Below are 18424 nucleotides of genomic sequence, written 5' to 3' on the forward strand. Positions count from 1 at the left end.
CGCCGCGCGCCCTCGGCGCGCGAAGCTGCCGCAAGCGGCAGCAAAATGGCGATTCGGAGAGCCCCGCCCTGGTAAGGGCGGGTCTTCGAATCCCACCCTCTCCGTCCGAACAAATAAAAACGGCCTTCCGCAGGGAAGGCCGTTTTTATTTGTTCATGGCGGAGAGGGTGGGATTCGAACCCACGGATGGGTTGCCCCATCGCTTGATTTCGAGTCAAGTACATTCGACCACTCTGCCACCTCTCCATTCTTGCGCCGGAACGCTTGTTTCAACACAAGAGGCACTATCTTACAGCAGCATGACTGTCCCGTCAAACCTCGGCAGTGTTTGAGCGGGAACCGCAGCTCAGGCCAGCGCTTCCTTTGCCGCCTCCTCGGGCGTCAGGTCGTTGTAGTACTGGTCAGTGAACCATTCGGCCTGCTCTTCGATATGATCCTGCGCCTCTTTCACGGTCGCGCCGCCGGCCACGAGGAAGCGCTCTACCTCGATACACCACTGGATGAATGCCAGTGTCTCTTCATCCAACTCTTCCTTCTTGGCCATGATGGTTCCTTTGCTGTTGCGTGATTGATGGGCTGGTGAGGCACGCCCGGAAGCATTGTACCGTGGGGACGCGGTTGCCAGCACAATGGGGCGGCGGAGGTGGCGCGGTGCGGTAGCGGGGTGAGCGAAGCGGGTTAAGGCCGGGGGGCTGAGCCTCGCCTCTCCGTCCGCTCGACTGAGCGTAGCGAAAGAAGACGCGAACGCCGCGCGCCCTCGGCGCGCGAAGCTGCCGCGGAGGCGGCAGCTTCGAAACCCGGTCAGGGAGAGGAACGCCAGCGCGAAGCGCTGGCGGCGCTGCCGCAAGCGGCAGCAGTCGGGCGATTCGGAGAGCCCCGCGCTGGTAAGCGCGGGTCTTCGAATCCCAGCCTCTCCGTCCGAACAAATAAAAATGGCCACCCGCAGGGGTGGCCCGGCTGAGCGAAGCGATAGAAGGCGCATGCGCCGCGCGCCCTCGGCGCGCGAAGCTGCCGCAAGCGGCAGCAGTCGGACGATTCGGAGAGCCCCGCGCTGGTAAGCGCGGGTCTTCGAATCCCAGCCTCTCCGTCCGAACAAATAAAAATGGCCACCCGCAGGGGTGGCCATTTTTATTTGTTCTGGCGGAGAGGGTGGGATTCGAACCCACGGATGGGTTGCCCCATCGCTTGATTTCGAGTCAAGTACATTCGACCACTCTGCCACCTCTCCTTTCTCGCATTGCTGCGAGAAGGCAAGATTATAGCAGCGCGGGCAAAAAATGGAAGGGCTTTTTCAAGCCCGCCGTTCAAGCCTTCAGCTGCGTCAGGCCGCCCATGTAGCCGCGCAGCACTTCCGGGATTTCGACGCTGCCGTCCGCCTGTTGGTAGTTTTCCAGGATCGCCACCAGCGTCCGGCCCACTGCCAGGCCGGAGCCGTTCAGCGTGTGCACCAGTTCCGGCTTGCCCTGCGCGTTGCGGAAACGGGCCTGCATGCGGCGCGCCTGGAATGCCTCACAGTTCGACAGCGACGAAATCTCGCGGTACGTGTTCTGCGCCGGCAGCCACACTTCCAGGTCGTACGTCTTGGCCGCGCCGAAGCCCATGTCGCCCGCGCACAACGCCATCACGCGGTAAGGCAGGCCCAGTTGCTGCAGGATCGTCTCGGCATGGCCGACCATCTCTTCCAGCGCCTCGTACGATTTTTCCGGGTGGACGACCTGCACCATCTCGACCTTGTCGAACTGGTGCTGGCGGATCATGCCGCGCGTGTCGCGGCCGTAGCTGCCCGCCTCCGAGCGGAAGCACGGCGTGTGCGCCGTCATCTTCAGTGGCAGCGTGTCGGCCGCCACGATCTCGTCGCGCACGATGTTCGTCAGCGATACCTCGGACGTCGGGATCAGGTAGAACGTCTCGCCCTCGCCTTCCGCGCCGCCCTTCTTCACCGAGAACAGGTCCGCCTCGAACTTCGGCAGCTGGCCCGTGCCCAGCAGCGAATCCGCGTTGACCATGTACGGCGTGTAGCACTCCGTGTAGCCATGCTTGTCGGTGTGCGTGTCCAGCATGAATTGCGCCAGCGCGCGGTGCAGGCGGGCGATGCCCCCCTTCATCACGGAGAAGCGCGAGCCCGTCAGCTTGGTGGCCGTGTCGAAGTCCAGGCCCAGCGGCGCGCCGACGTCGACGTGGTCCTTCACCTCGAAGTCGAACGCGCGCGGCGTGCCGACCTTGCGGACCTCGACGTTGCCTGCCTCGTCGGTACCGACCGGCACGGATTCGTGCGGCAGGTTCGGCACGGCTTGCAGGAACACCTGCAGCTTGTGCTGCACGGCGGCCAGCGCCGCTTCGTTGTTCTTCAGCTCGTCGCCGATGCCGGCCACTTCCGCCATCACGGCGGAGGTGTCTTCTCCTTTGCCCTTCAACATGCCGATCTGCTTCGACAGCGAATTACGCTTGCTCTGCAGCTCCTCGGTGCGCGTCTGGATCGCCTTGCGCTCGGACTCCAGCGCGTTGAAACCGGCGACGTCGAGCTGGAACTTGCGGGCCGCCAGACGGGCGGCGACGGTATCGATGTCTTTACGGAGAAGTTGGATGTCTATCATGGGAATTGCCGCGAATGTCGAAACCGCAATTGTACCAAGACACCCCGCATCCTTTCGAGTTTTACGCCCTCCGGCGCGCGGCCCCTGTCCAGGGCCGCCGCTTACATCAGCGCGGCTTTCTCGGCAGCCGTCAGGCGCTTGGCGGCGATCGTCACGACGGGCATCCGCACGTCGCTCTGCACGACCAGCTGGCCATCGGCGGCGACCGTCAGCGGCTTCGTCTCGGTGGTGAAGAAGGCAACCGACAGGGAGATGGTGGCGATGCCGACGAAGATGGCTTCCATGTGCTTCAGTGCGTTCATGATGGGCTCCTGTGAGATCCGGTTCAACGATGTGTGCTGCGATGGTTCTACTTTACTGACAGGCTCCCTGCCCTTCCACCGGCGTGCGACGAAGCGCAGGAAACGCGGGATGAAATGCCCGAATGACGCGCCGGAAGTACTTCGACCTTCAGCTCCACAGCGGGCGCATCGAACGGGAAGATCATGCGCAGGCTGGATGAGGAAAGCCCGGCGGTACGGGCGAAAAAAAAACCGGCCGGCATCGGATGAGTTCCGATACCGGCCGGTGGCGCAGGACAGCCTGCGTGCGGTGGTGGTGTGGCGGGTGGGCTTGCTGCGGACGCGTGCCCCACGGCGGCTCGATACCGCGCCACGCTTACATCAGCGCAGCTTTTTCAGCTGCCGTCAGACGCTTCGCGGCGATCGTCACGACGGGCATCTTGACGTCGCTGTGGACGATCAGCGGGCCGTCCGCGGCCACCGTCAGCGGCTGGGGTTCGGTCGTGAAGAAGGTGATCGACAAGGCGACGGTGGCGATACCGACGAAGATGGCTTCCATGTGTTTGAGTGCGTTCATGATGTGCTCCTGTGAAGTGCTGTCAACGATGCGTTCTGCGATGGTTGTACTGTATCTAAAGGCTCTTCGCCTCTCCATCGGCTTGCGATGAAGCGCCGAAAACGCGGAATGAAATGCGCGAAAGCGGCGGCGGAACCGCAGGAACGTCGGGGTCAGGATAGGCCCGGCACGGCGCCACCGGTTGAGGTGGCTTAACCGTGCGGTTGACGAAAATCAGGAGGTAGAAAAATCGACGGAACTCGGCGTTCCGGGATGGTTCAGCGCACTGGCGTGCTGGCGGTTTCGCCGACGACGGTATGCCATTTGCGCACGGTCCAGCGCGTGACGAGGCCGTGGTGGACATACGGATCGGCCAGTGCGAACGCCTCGGCGGGCGCCGGGGTATCGCTCGTGAAGACGAGCAGCGCACTGTCGATCGGCTCGCCAACGGCGCCGGCCAGCAGCAGCTCGCCGCGCGCGACGGCGTCCCAGGCCAGCTTCAGGTGCTCGGCGCGGTATTGTTCGCGGCGCTGCAGATAGTCGCCGGCCAGTTCATAAGTCAGCAGGTAATGCATGGGGCTCCTGTGTTGAGGCCGTCGTGCCGAGCCAGTCGAGCACGAGGCGGTGGAAGGCTTCCGGCTGGCGCGCCATCGGCCAATGGTCGGTGTCCATCGCGACGACGCGGCTGCCGGGCTTGCCGCTCAGCTCGCGTTCCCACGCCTGCGAATGGAACATGAACGGTTTCCGGGTGCCGTAGATGAACAGCATCGGGCACGTTGGGCGGAACGGTTTCGCGGCCTTGTACTTGCCCGTCCACGTCGAATAGTAGGGATAATTCTTCTCGACCGTGATCGACTCGGGCGCCGCCGGCACGCGCATCTTGCGGCACAGGTAGCGCGACATCGATTCGCCGACGCCGCCGCCGATCAGCCAGGCCGCTGCGAGCCACCACTGGTAGGAGACGATGCCCAGCTTGCCCTTCAGCCCGATCTCGTCGCGGTGCGCCTTCGAGCCGGCGTCGCCGATGTCGATGCCGACGACGCGCGCCACGCGGTCGGGATGGCGCATCGCGAACTGGTAACCGAACAGGCAGCCCCAGTCGTGCACAAGGAGGATCACCGGCTTGTTCGGACTGACTTCACGGACGACGTGTTCGCATAACGCAATCAACTCGTCCAGCGAGTGCTCGCCGCGCGGTGCACCGGGTTCGAAGCCGGGCCAGGTGAAGCGCACGCACCGGTAATGGGGCGACAGCGCGGCGGCCGTCTGGTCCCACAGCGCCCGGGTGTCGGGCCAGCCGTGGAGCATCAGGATGGTATCGGGGCCGGTGCCTTCGATCAGTACTTCGACGCCGTTGATGGTTTTCATCTGCACGGGATGCTCTCCTTGTTATTGTCCGGGGACTATAGCATGGCGCATTGCCGCGTCATCGACAGAGGCACCCATTGAGCACAGCGCGAGATGTTGCGTCCGACTACTCCTCTCCCGCCTGCCGATCCAGCTCCCTCAACCAAGCCAGCTTCTCGGCAATCTTGCTCTCGACCCCGCGCGGCACGGGCTGGTACCAGCGCGGCTCCTGCATCCCGTCCGGCAGGTAGGTCTCGCCGGCCGCATACGCGTTCGGCTCGTCGTGGGCGTAGCGGTACTCGTGGCCGTAGCCAAGCTCCTTCATCAGCTTGGTTGGTGCGTTGCGCAGGTGGACGGGTACCTCGCGCGACTTGTCCTTCTTCACGTAGGCCATCGCCTGATTGAACGCGTTGTACCCCGCGTTCGACTTGGCGGCGATGGCGAGGTAGATGACGGCCTGGCCCAGCGCCAGCTCGCCTTCCGGGGACCCGAGGCGCTCGTAGGTCTCTGCCGCGTCGTTGACGATCGTCAGCGCGCGCGGGTCCGCCAGGCCGATGTCTTCCCACGCCATGCGGATGATGCGGCGCGCCAGGTAGCGCGGGTCGGCGCCGCCGTCGATCATGCGGCAGAACCAGTACAGCGCGGCGTCCGGATGCGAGCCGCGCACCGACTTGTGCAGCGCGGAGATCTGGTCGTAGAAGTTGTCGCCGCCCTTGTCGAAGCGGCGCGCGTTCAACGTCATCGCGTTCTCGACGAATTTCGCATCGATGTTGGTGATGCCGGCCGAGCGGGCCGCCGTATCGGCTTGTTCGAGCAGGTTCAGGAAGCGGCGCGCATCGCCGTCGGCAAAGCCCACCAGCGTATCGACGGCCACGTCGTCGAACGTCAGGTGCGACAGCGCCACCTTCTGCGCTTTCGCCAGCAGCTGGCGCATCTCGGCATCCGTCAGCGATTTCAGCACGTAGACCTGGGCGCGCGAAAGCAGTGCCGAGTTGACCTCGAACGAAGGGTTTTCCGTCGTCGCGCCGATGAATGTGACGAGGCCCGATTCGACGAACGGCAGCAGCGCATCCTGCTGCGCCTTGTTGAAGCGGTGGATCTCGTCGACAAACAGGATCGTGTGGCGGCCGTACTGGTCCAGGTTCTGCTGCGCCTGGTCCATCGCTGCGCGGATGTCCTTCACGCCCGCGAACACGGCGGACAAGGCGATGAACGACGAGTCGAACGCGTTGGCCGTCAGGCGCGCCAACGTCGTCTTGCCGACACCGGGCGGGCCCCACAGGATCATCGAATGCGGCTTGCCGGCCTGGAAGGCCAGGCGCAGCGGCTTGCCTTCGCCCAGCAGGTGGCCCTGGCCGATCACCTCGTCCAGCGTCTTCGGACGCAGCGCCTCGGCCAGCGGCTGTCGCGGCTCGGTGGAAAACAGATCGGCCATCGCGTTACCGGTTACTGGTTCACCACGTCGGCGCCCTTCGGCACCGTGAACGCGAACGCCGTATTACCCAGCGCCGGATTCTTCTCGAACTTCTTGAACGCCAGCGTCGACACCTGGCCGAAGTTATCCTTCAGCTCCATCGCTTCCGGCTGGCCGTTCTTCAGGCCGATCGAGATCAGCTCGAAGCTCGTGTCCTTCGCCTTCGGTACGGCCTTCAACCATTCCAGGCCGTCGCGCGTGCCCGCCTCGGACAACGTGAAGTTCTTTTCCAGGTCGTTGGATCCGAACAGGATGGCGGCCGGCGACGAGCCCAGCGCGTCGCCCAGCTTCTTCACGGTGACCTGGTTCAGGTCCTTGTCGTAGATGTACAGCTTGTCGCCGTCGGCCTGCAGCACCTGCTCGTACGGCTTCTGGTACGTCCAGATGAATTTGCCGGGGCGGGCGAACACGAACGTGCCCGTCGACGGAGCGGACGTCTTCTTCGCGCCGTCGACGTTCTTCGTCAGCGTCTGCGTGAATTCGCCGCGCGCCGCCTTGGTCGACGACACGAACGTCTTGAACTGGTCCAGCGCGGCGGCGTGGGCGCCACCGATGCACGACGCGGCCAGCGCGGCCGCTACGATGAAACGATTCATATTGTTTAGTCCTTATTCCGCGGAAGCCGCCGGGACGAGGATGTCCCGGTTGCCGTTCGATTGCATGGCCGACACGACGCCGCTCTGCTCCATCTGCTCCAGCAGGCGCGCGGCGCGGTTGTAGCCGATGCGCAGGTGGCGCTGCACCAGCGAGATCGACGCGCGGCGGTTCTTCAGCACGACCTGCACGGCCTGGTCGTACATCGGGTCGGCCTCGCCGCCGCCCTCGCCCGCCATCGCATCGCCGCCGGCACCGCCCTCTTCCAGGGTGCCGCCTTCGAGGATGCCCTCGATGTAGTTCGGTTCGCCCTGCGCCTTCAGGTGTTTCACGACGCGGTGCACCTCGTCGTCCGACACGAACGCGCCGTGCACGCGGACCGGCAGGCCCGTCCCCGGCGGCATGTACAGCATGTCGCCCATGCCCAGCAGGGTTTCGGCGCCCATCTGGTCGAGAATGGTGCGCGAGTCGATCTTCGAGGAGACCTGGAACGCGATACGCGTCGGGATGTTCGCCTTGATGAGGCCCGTGATCACATCCACCGATGGGCGCTGCGTGGCCAGAATCAAGTGCAGGCCGGCCGCACGCGCCTTCTGGGCGATACGGGCAATCAGTTCCTCGACCTTCTTCCCGACCACCATCATCAGGTCGGCCAGTTCGTCGATGATGATGACGATCGTCGGCAGCTTTTCCAGCGGCTCGGGCGAATCCGGCGTCAGCGAGAACGGGTTCGGGATGTGCTCTTCCTTCTTGGCCGCTTCGGCGATCTTCGCGTTGTAGCCGGCCAGGTTACGCACGCCCAGCTTCGACATCAGCTTGTAGCGCCGCTCCATCTCGTTGACGGCCCAGTTCAGCGCGTGGCCGGCCTGGCGCATGTCCGTGACGACCGGTGCCAGCAGGTGCGGGATGCCTTCGTAGACGGACATCTCCAGCATCTTCGGGTCGATCAGGATCATCCGCACGTCCTGCGGATCGGCCTTGTACAGCAGCGACAGGATCGTCGCGTTGATGCCCACGGATTTACCGGAACCCGTGGTGCCCGCGACCAGCAAGTGCGGCATCTTCGCCAGGTCGGCGACGACCGGCTTGCCGGCGATGTCCTTGCCCAGTGCGACCGTCAGTGCGGAAGCGCTGTCGTTGTAGACCTTCGAGCCGAGGATCTCGGTGAGGCGCACGATCTGGCGCTTCGGATTCGGCAGCTCGAGCGCCATGTAGTTCTTGCCGGGGATCGTCTCGACGACGCGGATCGACGTCAGCGACAGCGAACGGGCCAGGTCGCGCGCCAGGTTGACGATCTGGCTGCCCTTCACGCCGGTGGCCGGCTCGATCTCGTAGCGCGTGACGACGGGGCCCGGATAGGCGGCGACGACCTTCGCCTCGACGCCGAAGTCCGACAGCTTCTTCTCGATCAGGCGGCTGGTGAATTCCAGCGTCTCGACGGCCACGGTTTCCTGCGCGGGTGGCGCATCGTCCAGCAGCGCCAGCGGCGGCAGCGCCGTGTTGTCGATGTCCTGGAACAGGCTGGCCTGCTTTTCCTTCTCGACGCGCTCGGACTTCGGCACGACGACCACCTGCGGCTCGACCTTGATCGGCGGCGCCGCGACCGGATGCTTCTCGACGTGCTTCTCGCGTTCCTTGACGACGACCTCTTCCCGCTTGACGGTGGCGACGACGCCCTGGCGGCGGTCCTCGCGGTCCTCGTAGCGGTGGATCGCCCATTCGATCGCCGTCTCGATCCATCCGCCGATGCGCTCGGCCACGGTCATCCACGACATGTGGAAGAACAGCGAGAAGCCCATCGCGAACAGCAGGAGCAGCATCAAGGTGGCGCCGGTGAACCCCAGGCCGACGTGGGCCGCGTGGCCGATCAACTGGCCCAGCACGCCGCCCGGCGCGCGCGGCAGCTGCACCGGCAGCGTGTACATGCGCAAGTATTCGAGGCCCATGCTGCCGGTCAGCAGCAGCACGAAGCCGATCAGGCGGATTACGCCTTCATGGCTGTGCTCCGGGTCGTCGTCCTGCTCCAGCACGTATTTGTGCGTCAGCCGGCGGTAGCCGCGCCACACGAAGCGGATCAGGTACACGCACCACCACCAGGCGGAGAAGCCGAACACGAACAGCATCAGGTCGGAGATCCAGGCGCCGCCGCGGCCGCCCAGGTTCTTCACGGCGGCGACGGCCGTGTCGTGCGACCAGCCCGGGTCGGCCTTGTGATAGGTGGCGAGGATCAGCACGAAGTACAGGCACACGGCGGCCAGCGCGAACCAGCGCGCCTCGGACAACAGGCGTACCAGGCGGTTCGGCAGGGGCTGTCTTTCGGTGGCCGTGCGCGTGTAACTATTGCTCGTCTGTTGCGTGGATTTGCTCATTTCTGCTGGTGCTTCGGGGGTGTTGCGCACAGGGAATTTTTTCTATTGCGCTTATTCTAAGGCATCCAGGCCCCGGCGGGCCTTCCGATTCATAAAAGCAGGCCTTCGCATATAATCTCGTTTTGCTTGCCTGAAGCACTTGTGCACTCAGGCAATGTCCCCAATTGACGCTGTATCCCATATCGCAGAGAAGCTTTCATGACTACGACCAAACACGCCCGCGTATTGATTCTTGGCTCCGGGCCGGCCGGCTACAGTGCCGCCGTCTATGCCGCGCGCGCCAACCTGAAACCGATGCTGATCACGGGCGTCGAACAGGGCGGCCAGCTGATGACGACGACCGACGTCGAGAACTGGCCGGGCGATCCGCTGGGTGTGCAAGGTCCAGAGCTGATGCAGCGCCTGCTGCAGCATGCGGAGCGCTTCAACACGGAGATCGTGTTCGATCACATCCACACTGCCAAGCTGGATGAAAAACCGTTCCGCCTGATCGGCGACGCCGGCGAATACACGGCCGATGCACTGATCATCGCCACCGGCGCGTCCGCCCAGTACCTGGGCCTGCCGTCCGAGGAAGCGTTCATGGGCCGCGGCGTGTCCGCCTGCGCCACCTGCGACGGCTTCTTCTACCGCGGCCAGGAAGTGGCCGTGATCGGCGGCGGCAACACGGCCGTCGAGGAAGCGCTGTACCTGTCGAACATCGCCAGCAAGGTCACGCTGATCCACCGCCGCGACAAGTTCCGCGCCGAGCCGATCCTGATCGACCGCCTGATGGCCAAGGTCGCCGAAGGCAAGATCGAGCTGAAGCTGAACAACCAGTTGCACGAAGTGAATGGCGACGACAGCGGCGTGACGGGCCTGACGTTGCAGTCGAACGATGGCGCGCAGTCGAAGATCTCCGTGCACGGCCTGTTCGTGGCGATCGGCCACAAGCCGAACACGGGCATCTTCGAAGGCCAGCTTGAAATGCACAACGGCTACCTGAAGACGCGCGCCGGTACCGAAGGCATGGCGACGGCGACATCGATTCCGGGCGTGTTCGCGGCCGGCGACGTGCAGGACCACGTGTACCGCCAGGCCATCACGAGCGCCGGCACGGGCTGCATGGCCGCGCTGGACGCGCAACGCTACCTGGAAGCGCAGGAGTAAGTTCGATGGGCGGCAGCCTGAAGGATTCCGCGACGCTGAAGTCCCTGGCCCAGCAGTTGAAGGGCAAGGGCGAGGAGCGCGCCCGCGAGGAAGCGGCGCGCGCCAAGGCCGAGGCCGAGCGGATCGAACGGGAAAAACAGGCGGCTGCGGAAGCGACGATCTTTCGCAGCACGATGAAGGGCGTAAACAAACTGCCCGAGTCGAACCGCTACGTGCCGCAGGCGCCGAAGCCCGTCATCGCCGCCGCGCCGGCCGGCCCGAAGCGCAAGCTGACGGCCGCCGAACAGAAGGACGACGACGCGGCGGTGCTGCGCGAATCGCTGTCCGACCTGTTCGAGGTCGACCACTACATGGAAGAGGATCCGTCGCTGAACTACCTCGCCCCCGGCGTGGGCAGCGACGTGATGAAGCGCCTGCGCAAGGGCTACTGGCCTGTGCAGGATGAGCTGGATTTACATGGGCTGCGGCGCGACGACGCGCGCGACGCGATCGCAGCCTTCCTCCGCCGCGCCAACCAGCGCAACCAGCGCTGCGTGTGCGTCATCCACGGCCGCGGCTTCGGCTCGAAGGGCGGCGAGCCCGTGCTGAAGTCGATGGTGCACAGCTGGCTCGTGCAGACCGAAGGCGTGATCGCCTTCTGCCAGGCCCACCCGATGGATGGCGGCGAAGGCGCCTTGATCGTCCTCCTGCGGGCGGCGTTGCGGCCGGAGCGCTGACATACGCAAGCAGGCCGCAATCAGCTTTTAACCCAACGGCAAATGCCGGGGTCAGACCCGCCGGGTCTGACCCCAGGGTTTGCTTTTGGGGTCAGACGAGCCGCAGCGGCCCCTTCCCTGTACTACATTCTCTCTTCTCGCGCGTCGGGCCGCATGTTAACCTGTGGGCATTGCCACTGATCTTGCCCGCATGAAAATCGTCCCGCACGTCTCGCTCGTCACCGTCATCGAAGTGATCGCCATCCTGGTCGGGGCGTTTTCCGGGTTTGTCGAAGCGCGGCGCAAGCGGATGGATATCGTCGGCGTCATCATCGTCGCCTTCATCGCCGCGTTCGGCGGCGGCACGTTGCGCGACATCCTCCTCGACAAGCGCCCGCTGTTCTGGGTACAGCACCAGGAATACACGATCCTACTGTTCGTGCTGGCGTTGACCGTGGCGCCGTTCATGAAGCACCTGCGCCACATCGTCTCGGAGCGGCTGATCGTCGTCGCCGATGCCGTCGGCCTCGGGCTGTTCGCCGTGGCCGGCGTGTCGCAGGCGCAGGCGGCCGACATGCCCGTGTTCATCGCCGCGATGATGGGCGTGATCACGGGGATCTTCGGCGGCGTGTTGCGCGACATCGTCTGCAACGAGGTGCCGATGGTGTTCAGGGACGGCAAGCCCTACGCGATCTGCGCATTCTTCGGCTGCTGGATGTACATCCTGCTGCAGCGGGTGAACGTGCCCGAGGACTTCGCGCTGTGGGCGTCCGCCGCTACGATCACGTTGCTGCGGCTGTTGACGTGGAAGTTCGATTTGCGGGTGGGGCGGCCGTAGTGTCTGACACCATTTCGAGCTCGCTCGAAATGGTGTCAGACACTGGTTTTTCACCGCCCCGACCGTTCATAAAAACCGGTGTCAGGCACCTGTTTTTCAATGAAAAACAGGTGCCTGACACCATGGCTTACACGGCATCGGGCCCCGTCTCGCCAGTCCGGATCCGCACCACCTGCTCCACGTTCTGCACGAAGATCTTGCCGTCGCCGATCTTGCCGGTGCGGGCCGCCTTGATGATCGCGTCGACCACCTGCTCGGCCACGCTGTCGTCCACCACCACTTCCACCTTCACCTTCGGCAGGAAGTCGACGACGTATTCGGCGCCGCGGTACAGCTCCGTGTGGCCCTTCTGGCGGCCGAAGCCCTTCACCTCGGTGACCGTCAGGCCCGTCACGTTCACTTCGGCCAGCGCTTCGCGCACTTCGTCCAGCTTGAAGGGCTTGATAACGGCGGTAATCTGTTTCATCGCATTCTCCTTATAGAAATGGGTTCAGGCATCCGGCACGGTCTTCAGGTTCTCCAGCCACAGCCGCGATTCCGAATCGCTCGGTGCGCGCCAGTCGCCGCGCGGCGACAGCGAGCCACCCGAGCCCACCTTCGGCGCGTTCGGCACGCAGGTGCGCTTGAACTGGCTGGTCTGGAAGAACCGGCGCAGGAAGATCGCCAGGTTGTGCTTGATGTCCTTGATCGTGTACTCGTTGCGCGGCACGTGCTCTTCTTCCGGCCACGGGCCCACGGTGCGGTCGCGCCACGCGTGCAGCGCGAGGAACGCGATCTTGCTTGGCGCAAGGCCGAAGCGCAGCGTGTAGTACAGGTTGAAGTCCTGCAGTTCGTATGGGCCGATCACGCTTTGCGTGCTCTGTGCCGGAGCCGTGTCATTCGCTTTGCCGGGCACCAGCTCCGGGCTGATCTCCGTGTTGACGACGTCTTCCAGCACCTGCGAATCCGCTGCGCCGAACTGGCGGCTGTCGGCAACCCAGCGCACCAGGTGCGCGATGAGGGTCTTCGGCACGCTGGCGTTTACGTTGTAGTGCGACATATGGTCGCCCACGCCGTACGTGCACCAGCCCAGCGCCAGCTCGGACAGGTCGCCCGTGCCGATCACGATGCCGTTATGGTGGTTCGCCAGCCGGAACAGGTGGCTCGTGCGTTCCCCCGCCTGCACGTTCTCGAACGTCACGTCGTACTCTTCCTTGCCTTCCGAGTACGGATGGCCGATGTCCTTCAGCATCTGGATGCAGCTGGGGCGGATGTCGATCTCGTGGGCCGTGCAGCCGACGAAGTCCATCAGCTTGCGCGCCTGGTCCAAGGTGCGGCGGCTCGTCGCGAAGCCCGGCATCGTGTAGGCGAGGATGTTCGTGCGCGGCAGCTCCAGGCGGTCCATCGCCTTCGCGCACACGAGCAGCGCATGCGTCGAATCCAGGCCGCCGGAGATGCCGATGACGACCTTCCGCATGCCGCTCGCGGACAGCCGCTGCACCAGCGCCTGCACCTGGATGTTGTAGACCTCCATGCAGCGCTTGTCGCGCAGCGCCGGGTTGGCCGGCACGTAGGGGAAGCGGGCGACGGTGCGGCGCAGCGGCAGCACGTCCACTTCCGGCACCTCGACCTTGTACGTCACCACGCGGAATGCATCGACCTGCTGCGCGTGACGGCGCACCGAGTCGCCCCACGTGTTGGTGCGCATGCGGTCGCGCGACAGGCGCTCCAGGTCCACGTCCGCGAAGATGATGTGCGACTCGTCCTGGAAGCGCTCGGCCTCGGCCAGCATCTCGCCGTTCTCGTAGATCAGCGCCTGGCCGTCCCACGCCAGGTCGGTCGTCGATTCGCCCCGCCCCGCCGACGAGTACAGGTAGGCGGCCATGCAGCGCGCCGACTGGTTGCCGACGAGCTGGTGGCGGTAGTCCGATTTGCCGACGACGATGTTCGATGCCGACAGGTTCACGAGCACGGTGGCGCCGGCCAGCGCCGCGTACGACGACGGCGGGATCGGCACCCACACGTCCTCGCAGATCTCGGCATGGAAGCGCAGCAGCGGCAGGTTCGCGGCCTGGAACAGCAGGTCCGCGCCGAACGGCACGCGCTGGCCCAGCAGCTCGATTTCCTTCGCGACGGCTTCGTCCGCGGAGCTGAACTGGCGCACCTCGTAGAACTCGTTATAGTTCGGCAGGTAGATCTTCGGCACGACGCCGTGCACGCGCCCGCCGGCCACGACGACGGCGCAGTTGAACAGCCGATGGTCGACCTTCAGCGGCATCCCGACGATCATCGTGACGGGAATGCGGATCGACGCTTCGAGCACCTTGGCCAGCGCCTCCTGCACCGTGTCGAGCAGCGCGCGCTGGTGGAACAGGTCGTCGCAGCTGTAGGCCGACAGGCCCAGCTCCGGAAACGCGACCAGCGCGGCGCCTTTCGCGGCGGCCTGCTCGGCCAGGGCAATGGTCTGCTCGGCGTTATACAGCGGATCGGCGACGCGGCAGCGCGGCACGCCGACCGCGACCCTCACGAAGTCGTGGGTGTACAGATTGTGGAAGGATTGCGGCATCGGGCTGGCTCTTCGCATGGATTGACGAAGATTTTAACATTGAGCCCAAAGCAACGCCGCTTACGCTCCCGGCACCTGCTAGAACTTCAGCTCCAGGTTGACGGACAGCCGCGCCGAGTCCGGCGTGTAGCCCCAGTTTTCGTTGCTGCCGGCGGCATCGACGTAGCGCGAGTAGCTGGGATTGTCGTCGCCCAGGATATTGCTGGCCGTGACCCGCAACTGGTGCCGGGCCGAGAACTTGTACAGCCAGTACGCTTCCAGGTCGCGCCGGCGGAACTGCTGGCGGTACTGCTCCACCGAGACGCGCTGTTCGCCGCCGCCGCGAAACGCCAGGCTGGCGCCGGCGCTGTGCGTGGGGCCCTTGTAGTCGATGCCCAGCGTCGCCGTCAGCGGCACCTGCTCGCTCAGCACGTTGTGCGGCCCCGGCACATTGTCCACCGTCGACCAGTTGCGATTGAAATTGGCACGCAGGTCGATGGCCGGGGCATCCTTCATCAGCGCCTTCAGCGGGAACTTCACGTCGACGTCGAACGTGCGCACGGTGGCGCGGCCGCTGTTGATGGGCTGCCAGATCCACGTGCCGTCGGCCTCCTGGTGCAGCAGCGAGCGGATGTAGTCGCGGATGCGGCGCTGCGACGTCCCCACCGAGAACACGGCGCCGGGCGCCCAGAAGTGCTCGTACGTGAGGTCGATGCCGTTCGCCAGTTCCGGCTTCAGGTCGGGGTTGCCGCCGTTGTCCGGCGAGAAGCGCGAGTTCTCTTCCGCGTAGTAGCGGCGGGCCGTCAGCTGCTGCAACGTCGGCGCCTTGTAGGTGCGCGTCAGCGCGGCGCGCAACTGGCGCCCGCTCTTGTCCGGGAACTTGTACAGCGTTTGCGCCACGGGGCTCAGCACGTGGCTCGTCGACCGCGTCATGGACAGCCCGGTGCCCGCGCTGTCGGTGCGGATGCCCTCCCAGCGCGCGCCCAGGTATATCGACCACTGCTTCGTGATGTTCCACTCGTCCTGGCCATACGCGGCAAAGCGCGACACCACCGGCTCGAAGCGTTCGCGCATGGGCCGCTCCACGCCGATGCGGCCTTCGATGCGCGTCACCTCCTCGTCGTTGCGCTGCCGGTTGTACTCCCAGCCGGCGGCCAGCGCATGGTCGTCGAACACGGTGCGGGTGTACTTGCCGGACGAGCTCCACGCGGTATTGTGTTCATCCATGTTCTCGTCGCGCCGGTACACCACGCTGCGATCGGCCGTGGTGGACAGCGAGCGCACGCCGCGCTTGCTCTCGCGCCAGGAGCCCGTGAACTTCGCATCGAGCTTGCCGCCGCCGAGCTTCGTGATCCAGTTCAGCTCCCCATACGCGCTGCGCCAGTGGATGTCGTTATCCGCCGCGTAGTCGGCATAGTCGGTCGCGTTGAAGCTGCCGAGGCGGTAGTCGTAGTGCGACCCGTAGGCCCCGTCGCCGCGCATCGCGTTCAGGTAACCCGTGAAGTTCAGCTGGCCGTCGTCCGGCAGCTTCCAGTTCAGGCGCGGCCCCAGGCCGACGTAGCTGTTCGAGCCGCTCGAGTAGCGCTCCGAATCGCGCAGCTTCGTCACCGCGCCGAAGGGATCGGTGAACTGGTCGCGGCCCGTGCCGGGGGTATCGTAACGGAAGCGGCCCAGCGCGCCATTCAGGAACCAGGACAGGTCGCCGTCGCGGTCCGCCAGCGTGCCGTTGACGAAGAGGCCCGAATTCCGGTCGGAGCGCGAGCCATTGATGCGCAGGTCGCGCTGCCGTTTCGCAACGACTTTTTTCAATACGATATTGATCGTGCCCGCGATCGCCTGCATCGAATGCTCGGCCGTGCCGGCGCGGATCACTTCGATTTTCTCGATCTGCTCGGGCGGCAGGTTATCCAGCGAAAAGCCAGGCGGCGGCCGTTCGCCGTTGACGAGTATCTGCGTGTAATTGCCGCCCAGCCCGCGCATGCGGATGCTGTTGCCGATCACCGTCACACCTGGCGCCCGCTTCAATATATCGAATACATTGGTGTCGCCGTATTTCATGATTTCCGCATTTAAAATCACGGTCTTGCTGGCGGTATCGTCGCGCCGCGGGTCATAATCGTCGGCGGACCCTTTGATTTCCACCTTGGCGATCGGTTTTTCCTGGGCCGGTTTTTCCTTTGCCGGGTTTTCCTGCACCGTCGCGGTCACGGGCGCGGTCTGCTGGGCCGGCTGCGCAAATGCGGCGGCGCAGAAAGCGAGTAGCGAAATGGGAGTGAGTCGATAATACATCGCAGGTAAGGAAATAAAAAGTTCGCTGATTATGCCCAGCGCCGGGCCAAATATCCATGGTGCCGGAAATAATCATCGGCATGAGCGGTCGATAAAATAATGTGAAATACGGATGAACACCGTTCGCCGCAGAAGAGGCCAATAACACGCCGATCGCGCGGCAGCGCCGGCGGGCGTGGCCGTTTTTGCGTACAATGCCGCGATGACCTTCCGAACCGGCGTCCTCTCTACCCTGTCCAAGGCCGGCGCGGCCGCCTGGGATGCGCTGCTGGCGCGCCAGGAACCGGACCGTGCCCCGAATCCCTTCCTGTCGTACGCCTTCCTGCATGCGCTGCACGAATCGGGCAGCGCGAGCGCGAAGACGGGCTGGCAGCCGCAATACCTGGCGCTGTGGGATGGCGACGAGCTGGCGGCCGCGCTGCCGCTGTACGTGAAGTCGCATTCGTATGGCGAATACGTGTTCGACTGGGCGTGGGCCGACGCTTACCACCGCAACGGCATCGAGTACTACCCGAAGCTGCTGTCCGCGATCCCGTTCACGCCCGTCACGGGCCCGCGCCTGCTGGCGCGCGACGAGCAGGCCCGCGCCGCGCTGGTGGCCTTCCTGTGCGAGCAGCAGGAGGCGGCCGGCACGTCGTCCACCCACGTGCTGTATCCGCCCGAAGCGCAGGCAAGCGCGCTGCACGACGCCGGCTTCATGCTGCGCAGCGGCGTGCAGTTCCACTGGCTGAACCAGGACTACCCGGACTTCGACGCCTTCCTCGCTTCGCTGGAGCACAAGAAGCGCAAGAACATCCGCGCCGAGCGGCGCAAGGTGCTTGACGCCGGCGTCACGCTGCGGCGCGTGCGGGGCAGCGACGCGACCGAAGCGGACTGGCGCTTCTTCCACCGCTGCTACAAGAACACGTACGCCGAGCACCACTCGTCGCCGTACCTGAATCTGGACTTCTTCCAGCGCATCGGCGCGGCGATGCCGGACAATATCCTGCTCGTGATCGCCGAGCGCCATGGCCGGCCGATCGCAGCGTCGCTGCTGATCCACACGGCCGACACGCTGTATGGCCGCTACTGGGGCGCGCTGGAACACGTGCCCTGCCTGCACTTCGAGACGGCGTACTACCAGCCGCTGGAATTCTGCATCGAACAGCGCATCGGCACGTTCGAAGGCGGCGCGCAGGGCGAGCACAAGATGGCCCGCGGCTTCCTGCCCACGCGCACGTGGTCGGCCCACTGGCTGGCCCACCCCGCCTTCGCCGACGCCGTCGAACGCTTCCTGGAAAGGGAAAGCGGCGGCATCGATGCGTACATGAATGAGCTGAACGAACGGAATCCGTTCAAGGGGTAGGATTTAGATTTATCGATCAGAGACGGGGCGACGCATCATTTCAACCCAACGGCGCACGACTGGGGTCAGACCCGGCGGGTGTTTTGTCGGGACACATAGGTAACACCTGTCGGGAGACATAGGTAACACCTTTTATGATCATTGCACAGCCACTTACAGGAGCGTGCAATGCCTTGGAAGGAGTCCACCTCTATGTCATCTCGACAGGAATTCGTTCTGCTTGCACTCAGGCCTTCAGCTAACATTGCCGAGCTTTGCCGTCGATTCGGTGTTAGCCGGAAAACTGCCTACAAGTGGCTGGAGCGTTATCGTGCCGGCGGAGAGCTCGGGCTGCTTGATCGATCCCGGCAGCCGCACTCTTCCCCCGTC

Annotated in this window: 17 protein-coding genes and 2 tRNA genes; 5 read left to right on the plus strand and 14 right to left on the minus strand. The window is 64.7% G+C overall.

Annotated elements, in window-relative coordinates; translation table 11 throughout:
- Positions 1–156: 156 nt before the first annotated feature.
- The 11 genes from IP92_RS27435 to IP92_RS27485 all read right to left on the minus strand — a co-directional run bounded on the left by IP92_RS27435 (position 157) and on the right by IP92_RS27485 (position 9215).
- A tRNA-Ser gene (locus IP92_RS27435) sits at positions 157–246 on the minus strand.
- A gap of 100 nt (positions 247–346) precedes the next feature.
- Positions 347–544 carry a hypothetical protein gene (locus tag IP92_RS27440; protein ID WP_145881375.1) on the minus strand — a complete coding sequence of 66 codons (198 nt, stop codon included), beginning with the start codon at positions 542–544 and terminating at the stop codon, positions 347–349.
- 594 nt (positions 545–1138) lie between these two features.
- Positions 1139–1228, minus strand: a tRNA-Ser gene (locus tag IP92_RS27445).
- Positions 1229–1304: 76 nt separating this feature from the next.
- Positions 1305–2594, minus strand: a complete 1290-nt coding sequence (serS, locus tag IP92_RS27450; RefSeq protein ID WP_145881377.1) for a serine--tRNA ligase — start codon at positions 2592–2594, stop codon at positions 1305–1307.
- Between the two features lie 101 nt (positions 2595–2695).
- Positions 2696–2896, minus strand: a complete 201-nt coding sequence (locus IP92_RS27455) for a hypothetical protein (RefSeq protein ID WP_145881379.1) — start codon at positions 2894–2896, stop codon at positions 2696–2698.
- A gap of 355 nt (positions 2897–3251) precedes the next feature.
- Positions 3252–3452, minus strand: coding sequence for a hypothetical protein (locus IP92_RS27460; protein ID WP_145881381.1), 201 nt, complete (start codon positions 3450–3452; stop codon positions 3252–3254).
- A 257-nt stretch (positions 3453–3709) separates the two neighbouring features.
- A complete protein-coding gene (locus IP92_RS27465) occupies positions 3710–4006 on the minus strand; it encodes a YciI-like protein (RefSeq protein WP_145881383.1) in 297 nt (98 codons plus the stop codon).
- Positions 3984–4799 carry an alpha/beta fold hydrolase gene (locus IP92_RS27470; RefSeq protein ID WP_145881433.1) on the minus strand — a complete coding sequence of 272 codons (816 nt, stop codon included), beginning with the start codon at positions 4797–4799 and terminating at the stop codon, positions 3984–3986. The genes IP92_RS27465 and IP92_RS27470 overlap by 23 nt, the downstream gene beginning before the upstream one ends.
- A gap of 106 nt (positions 4800–4905) precedes the next feature.
- A complete protein-coding gene (locus tag IP92_RS27475) occupies positions 4906–6213 on the minus strand; it encodes a replication-associated recombination protein A (RefSeq protein WP_145881385.1) in 1308 nt (435 codons plus the stop codon).
- Between the two features lie 11 nt (positions 6214–6224).
- Entirely contained in the window at positions 6225–6848 is a 624-nt protein-coding gene (gene lolA, locus IP92_RS27480; RefSeq protein WP_145881386.1) for an outer membrane lipoprotein chaperone LolA, read from the minus strand.
- 12 nt (positions 6849–6860) lie between these two features.
- On the minus strand, positions 6861–9215 hold the full coding sequence (locus IP92_RS27485; RefSeq protein ID WP_145881388.1) for a DNA translocase FtsK: 2355 nt from the start codon (positions 9213–9215) through the stop codon (positions 6861–6863).
- 198 nt (positions 9216–9413) lie between these two features.
- On the opposite strand from IP92_RS27485, the gene trxB reads away from it, so the two are divergent.
- The 3 genes from trxB (at position 9414) to IP92_RS27500 (ending at position 11897) form a co-directional block, all read left to right on the plus strand.
- Positions 9414–10364, plus strand: coding sequence for a thioredoxin-disulfide reductase (gene trxB, locus IP92_RS27490; protein ID WP_145881390.1), 951 nt, complete (start codon positions 9414–9416; stop codon positions 10362–10364).
- A gap of 5 nt (positions 10365–10369) precedes the next feature.
- Positions 10370–11080: a Smr/MutS family protein gene (locus IP92_RS27495; protein WP_145881392.1), complete on the plus strand. Its 711-nt coding sequence runs from the start codon at positions 10370–10372 to the stop codon at positions 11078–11080.
- A 190-nt stretch (positions 11081–11270) separates the two neighbouring features.
- Positions 11271–11897 (plus strand): trimeric intracellular cation channel family protein, encoded by a 627-nt coding sequence (locus IP92_RS27500; RefSeq protein ID WP_145881393.1) that lies wholly within the window; start codon positions 11271–11273, stop codon positions 11895–11897.
- A gap of 127 nt (positions 11898–12024) precedes the next feature.
- Here the strand turns inward: IP92_RS27500 and IP92_RS27505 are convergent, their stop codons facing one another.
- The 3 genes from IP92_RS27505 to IP92_RS27515 all read right to left on the minus strand — a co-directional run bounded on the left by IP92_RS27505 (position 12025) and on the right by IP92_RS27515 (position 16629).
- The gene (locus IP92_RS27505; RefSeq protein ID WP_145881395.1) at positions 12025–12363 is read right to left on the minus strand and encodes a P-II family nitrogen regulator; all 339 of its coding nucleotides are present in this window, start codon (positions 12361–12363) and stop codon (positions 12025–12027) included.
- A 24-nt stretch (positions 12364–12387) separates the two neighbouring features.
- Positions 12388–14442 carry an NAD(+) synthase gene (locus tag IP92_RS27510; protein ID WP_145881396.1) on the minus strand — a complete coding sequence of 685 codons (2055 nt, stop codon included), beginning with the start codon at positions 14440–14442 and terminating at the stop codon, positions 12388–12390.
- A 78-nt stretch (positions 14443–14520) separates the two neighbouring features.
- A complete protein-coding gene (locus IP92_RS27515; protein ID WP_158206830.1) occupies positions 14521–16629 on the minus strand; it encodes a TonB-dependent receptor plug domain-containing protein in 2109 nt (702 codons plus the stop codon).
- Positions 16630–16912: 283 nt separating this feature from the next.
- On the opposite strand from IP92_RS27515, the gene IP92_RS27520 reads away from it, so the two are divergent.
- A complete protein-coding gene (locus tag IP92_RS27520) occupies positions 16913–18055 on the plus strand; it encodes a GNAT family N-acetyltransferase (protein WP_145881400.1) in 1143 nt (380 codons plus the stop codon).
- A 192-nt stretch (positions 18056–18247) separates the two neighbouring features.
- Positions 18248–18424 (plus strand): helix-turn-helix domain-containing protein (locus IP92_RS27525; RefSeq protein ID WP_229419004.1); only part of this gene is annotated, 177 nt, incomplete at its 3' end.

The sequence above is a fragment of the Pseudoduganella flava genome (assembly GCF_007830495.1).
Classification (GTDB): Bacteria; Pseudomonadota; Gammaproteobacteria; order Burkholderiales; family Burkholderiaceae_D; genus Rugamonas; species Rugamonas flava.

Coding starts and splice junctions, on each gene's coding strand:
- IP92_RS27455 (WP_145881379.1), bottom strand. CDS start 2,896: ATGAACGCACTGAAGCACATGGAAGCCATCTTCGTCGGCATCGCCACC.
- IP92_RS27460 (WP_145881381.1), bottom strand. CDS start 3,452: ATGAACGCACTCAAACACATGGAAGCCATCTTCGTCGGTATCGCCACC.
- IP92_RS27475 (WP_145881385.1), bottom strand. CDS start 6,213: ATGGCCGATCTGTTTTCCACCGAGCCGCGACAGCCGCTGGCCGAGGCG.
- IP92_RS27485 (WP_145881388.1), bottom strand. CDS start 9,215: ATGAGCAAATCCACGCAACAGACGAGCAATAGTTACACGCGCACGGCC.
- IP92_RS27495 (WP_145881392.1), top strand. CDS start 10,370: ATGGGCGGCAGCCTGAAGGATTCCGCGACGCTGAAGTCCCTGGCCCAG.
- trxB (WP_145881390.1), top strand. CDS start 9,414: ATGACTACGACCAAACACGCCCGCGTATTGATTCTTGGCTCCGGGCCG.
- IP92_RS27465 (WP_145881383.1), bottom strand. CDS start 4,006: ATGCATTACCTGCTGACTTATGAACTGGCCGGCGACTATCTGCAGCGC.
- lolA (WP_145881386.1), bottom strand. CDS start 6,848: ATGAATCGTTTCATCGTAGCGGCCGCGCTGGCCGCGTCGTGCATCGGT.
- IP92_RS27505 (WP_145881395.1), bottom strand. CDS start 12,363: ATGAAACAGATTACCGCCGTTATCAAGCCCTTCAAGCTGGACGAAGTG.
- IP92_RS27470 (WP_145881433.1), bottom strand. CDS start 4,799: ATGAAAACCATCAACGGCGTCGAAGTACTGATCGAAGGCACCGGCCCC.
- IP92_RS27520 (WP_145881400.1), top strand. CDS start 16,913: ATGACCTTCCGAACCGGCGTCCTCTCTACCCTGTCCAAGGCCGGCGCG.
- IP92_RS27510 (WP_145881396.1), bottom strand. CDS start 14,442: ATGCCGCAATCCTTCCACAATCTGTACACCCACGACTTCGTGAGGGTC.
- IP92_RS27440 (WP_145881375.1), bottom strand. CDS start 544: ATGGCCAAGAAGGAAGAGTTGGATGAAGAGACACTGGCATTCATCCAG.
- IP92_RS27500 (WP_145881393.1), top strand. CDS start 11,271: ATGAAAATCGTCCCGCACGTCTCGCTCGTCACCGTCATCGAAGTGATC.
- serS (WP_145881377.1), bottom strand. CDS start 2,594: ATGATAGACATCCAACTTCTCCGTAAAGACATCGATACCGTCGCCGCC.